Here is a 4,760-nt window from a genome sequence, read left to right as displayed (position 1 = left end):
CTCAATAGCAAGAGCCGTTGCCCCACACACGGCCAGAATAAGCGGTAATACAGATGCCAGAAGAAAAGCGGTTAGTACCGCATTCGCAGTTGCTCTGTTCAATAGGAATCTTATAGTTTCCATGCTTTCCTTTGGAACAATCTTTCTCTTGTTTAAAGGTGTAATTGGATCACTCACCCTTCCTCAGATAGGTATTATAGCAGCAGTGCCCATAGTGATAGTATTATCTGGTGTATCATTTATTAAATTCGTTTTACCTCACATAGAAAAAGCAGTAAATGAGGGCAGAATTAAGAATAGTATTGTAGAATCGACGGCTAAGGCGTTATCGCCGGAAAGGTTACTGAGATTGGTCAACGTCTCAGCGGTTGCCGGCATAGTAGTGCCTTCTACTGTGGTTACATCGCGGGTCTTTGGTATGGATAGTCAGTTTAGCCAGATGCTGGAACAGTCGAGAGAAGCCCGCACTCGCGCTGGTCAACAAATTATGAGTGGCTTTCTTGACACCAACATCGTGGCCACAACAACAAATCGAATAAGAGATATTCTATTCAAGAAAGCCGAGGCAGAGAGAAAGCCTGAAGAAGAAGTTACTCTACCCTTAGAACCAGTTGGATTAAAGCCGGCTGAAGCAGAACCAACCAAAATCACACAAACTAAAGAAACGCCAACAGATATAGATTCTAAAGCCCGTCAGGATTCCGGGATGCCCAGGATATACGCTGAATCTTCCGATGAAGCTAAGTTGCTGAAACAAGACTTAGCTAATCTTAAGAAAAACCATTTAACCTCCTATTGGAAACCTGAAGCTTCAGAGCAATTTATAGAAAATGTTGTTAACCCTCTCAGAGAGGCCTATTTTGATACTGATTGGGATAATTTTGGCCACAAAGGCCAACCTCCGTATAACGATTCTCCTTTCTATAAGGAATTAGTAGAAATAAATAGGAATATATTAATGCCCAAGGGGCTTTATCTTAAAGTGGATGTTGAAGATGGACTACTTGAAAAAGGTGCGTTAGGAGACTATGGGGCGATATATAAATTTACCATTAGTAAAGTTTATGCTCAAAAAAGAAATGCCAGGGAATTTACTGCTGTTGTATTAAGAGAATTTGACTATTCGCCCGATAGTTCTTTGATCTGGACGGGGAGTGGCATCTACTACAAAGAATATCCAAATATAGCTTTTGTGATGGAAAAGAACACCCAGGATTTCGCGACTAAGATCCATAATGGAGAATATCAAGAAATACTACATGACTATAGTCATAATCTTCTACCGAAACCTGTATTAGATATCCTTATTCCAGTACTTAAATCAGCTTATGGAAACAGTAGTATTTCCGATATTAAACAGGAGCGTATAAATAGTACTGCAAACCATGAATTAACTCATGCATTCAATTTTTCACAGAAGGTAGATTTAAAATCTATTGCGGATAGATATAGATGTACAGAAGAAGTGATAAATGAGATTTTAGCCTACACTGCCCAAATTTATCTTGCCGGACATCCAAAGGTTGAACTCGCCTTGATGTGTCGTAGGATTGGAATTAATAGAACTTCAAAATCATTTATCTCAAACGAAATAATTCTTGATGAGTTTATGGGACGTCCTCATAATGGACCAACTTCTTACCTCACTTCAACGGGCGAAGTAGCAAAGTCAGAATTAGCTAATGTACTTAAGAAAACAGATAAAGAAATAAAAGCACTTGTACTTAAGCTACACGAAAAATTTGGCGGAGATGTAAAAGCTCTTCTATCCTGCACTCAGGTTACCGAGTTAGCACCAGTGACTGAACAGCGGGCCGAAGTATCAGAAGAACCAGTTAAAGTAAAACCAGATGAAGCAGAACCAACCAAACGGATAACAGTTGAAGAAGAAGCTCGAAAACAAACTGAGGTTAAGAAAAAGACTGAAGTAGAGGCTAAAGCCAGAAGAGAAACTAAAGAAGCCGAGGTCGCCGAAGAACAAGCTCGAAAACAGGCTGAGGCACAAAGAAAAGCTGAAGAAGAAGCTCGAAAACAAGCTGAGGTTAAGGAAAAGGTTGAGGTACAAAGAAAGGTTAGAGAAGCTGCTGTACGGGATGATATGGTGAAGGCAGGGGAGAAGAAGGAGGCAGCCCAAAAGCCAGCCAAGGCAGTGGGTAAGGAGCTCGAGGTACGTGAGGATAAGACCGAAGAAGTAATACTCCAGTTGAAGCAAGTGAAGCCAGAGGAAGAGGCGATAGAGGCTGAGGGACCTCGGCAGGAGACAGAGCAGGCTCCTCTGGTGAAAGAAGTTTCGGCGGAGCGGGCCTCAGAGGAGGAGCTACTTGACAGGTTAGGAGAAGTTTTGAGTCACACGCGCTATAAGCGTTGGGCGGACGTAAACGCCCGTGTTTCTCTCGTGAGAAGGATACAGCAAGTGAATAGGGGCGAGAGGGATAGCGTTAAGATGAGCTTCCATTCTAAAGGAGAGTATCGGCGTACGGTAGAAGCGCTGAAGAGATTAGAAGAGATAGGATTTATTAGATTAAGATTGACTGATGTTCCTGAAGGTCAGCCTGCGGGTGGGATTTTGAATGCTATCTTTGCCGGTTATAAGTTAGAGATTCTGCCGCCAGCGGAAGTTGTCCCCGGTGGGGAATCTTTACTGTCCGAGCCGGAGAGTGCAGAAGAGGTTGTCGTGGCAGGGGAGAAGACGGCTGAATCTACTGTCGCTGAGGCTACGAAAGCAAAATATAACTTTACCAAAGCGAGAGACCTTTTGGCGCTGGGGATTTACAATAGGTTCATCCCGGCTCTTCCTGAAGAAAAGGCGAAAATCCTGCAGGAGGTATTGGAGAAGTGGAAGGAGGCTACCGACCCGGCAAAGAACCTGGACGTATTAATTGTGGAGAAACTGAATGAGATTGCAAAGGATAACGATGGTCTCAGAGTTTGGGCAAAAGGCGGGCTGGAGACATACAGGTGCTGGTTTGTAGCTCTGGGGATAGAATTTCCTATAGTGGATAAGATGAGACCGGTCAGGGAAATGATAGGAGAAGGCCAAAATATTCTGGCACAGGTTGAGCATGTTAACAGGATAAATAATTTCAGGAGTCTGATTGAGCGCGCCCTGGATACGTATAGAGGGCAGCAGATGGCTGTGGAAAGAGAGAAGAAAAGAATAGAGAGTTGTAAAGCTATTTTAAAGGATGCTGAATCGAGAGAAAAAAAAGGCATTGAAGATCGGGTTAAACAGATAGAGGGTAAACTTCTTGAAGCCGAGGCCGGGCTGGTTTTGGCTGAGAAAAATGTCGCGTTAGCGAAGAATGAGCTGGGGAGGTTGTTGGAGATTAGCCCGCAGGACGGGTTTGAATTAAGTGAAGACCTCCTTGAAATTACGACGGCGAAGATAGAAGAAGAGTTAAAAGAGTTGAGAGAGATGGCTGGCGAGATTGGCATCGTAGAAACGCATGATACTTCCCGGACGTTCCCCGGTCAGATTCAGGCGGTGAGAAACGCGCTGGAGTCTCTAAATAATAAGTATAAAGAAGTCAATAGCGCCTGGTCGAATATTAGATTTAGAGGAGAACTCAGTTTCAGCGCCCTGTTCCAGTTTTACCAGAGCGACCTGGGGCTGATTTTCTCCCGGGGGGAGAAATATTCGCCTATGGCGCTTATGCATTTGAAAGAGGCTGTGGTATATGGCAATGAAGCAACGCTAAGGGATATAAGAGAAGCGCTGGACCGGGCTGGGCAAAAAGTGAAGAATGCTGAAAGGTTGCATGAGGAATCGCTCGCTGTATTAAATAAGGCAGAAGAGTACCTCAAAAAAGCCAGGCAGGCAACTGAAAAGGGCTATCTATCCAAGCAACACCTGATCAGGGCTAAGGAGCTTCTGAGGGAGGCGAGGGAATTGAAGGCAACTTCGTTAGCGGATTACACAGCGGCAGCGAGGACTTACGACGAGCTTAACAAAGGATGGAGCGAGTTTGATAAGATAGGAGATTTCTGCAACAGGGTGGAAGAATTTGTCAGGAAGGATAAGAAGGAACTTAATAAAGAGGATAAGCGGGTTCAGAAGGAAATTATCTCCACGATGAAGACGTTGCTCGGGGAGATAAAGAATGATAAGAAACTGATTGCTAAATATGAGAGTAATCCGGATTGGAAGTATGCAATAGGATATATCCAGGAAGTGTATAATTCGAAAGTCAAGGAATTGAAATCGCTTAAGAATACGCTTGAGGCCTCTCTTACCAGGGATTCTAAAAAGGAGAAGAAGCTTCGGGATGAGATAGGAGGACTGAAAGAGCTTGCGGTGGAGAGTAAGGTAACCGAGAAGGTAGAGCCGGAGAAGGGAACAGCGGCGTCTTATGTATTGGAATCCTTAAAGAAGCATCCCCGATTGATGGAACTCCGGAGTAAAACCGAAGCCCGCAAGTGGCAATACCTCAGGTTCTTAAGAGAGGTAAATGATAAATTCTTCTTATTCAAGCTAATCGACGGAATTTTTGGAATTGATATGGGAACCATTAGCACCGTGGGTGGGCGTTTAGAGGGTTCCATAAAGTTAGGAAGGGAGGACGCCTGTAAACTCAAGTTATATGAAAAGCTGTGGAGGGAAGCAGAAGCCGAGGAGAAGATGTTTGAAGCCGGGCTGGCGGAAGAAGCCAGGAATGCGTATCTCGACTGGATAAGGTCCGAAGCTCAGCACGGCTTGTTCCTGCGGGATATCAAAGTAATAGATAATCACATAGAATTGAAAAAAGAACTTCTTATAAAGA

Annotated in this window: 1 protein-coding gene; it reads left to right on the top strand. The window is 44.0% G+C overall.

The genetic code is table 11. The annotated features are described in order from the left end of the window. A partial coding sequence (locus tag VMW39_03155; GenBank protein ID HUW23009.1) for a TolC family protein occupies window positions 1–4,760 on the top strand: 4,760 nt, incomplete at both ends.

This window comes from bacterium (assembly GCA_035530055.1).
GTDB lineage: Bacteria > UBA6262 > WVXT01 > WVXT01 > WVXT01 > WVXT01.
This window is presented reverse-complemented; position numbering and strand designations above follow the sequence as displayed.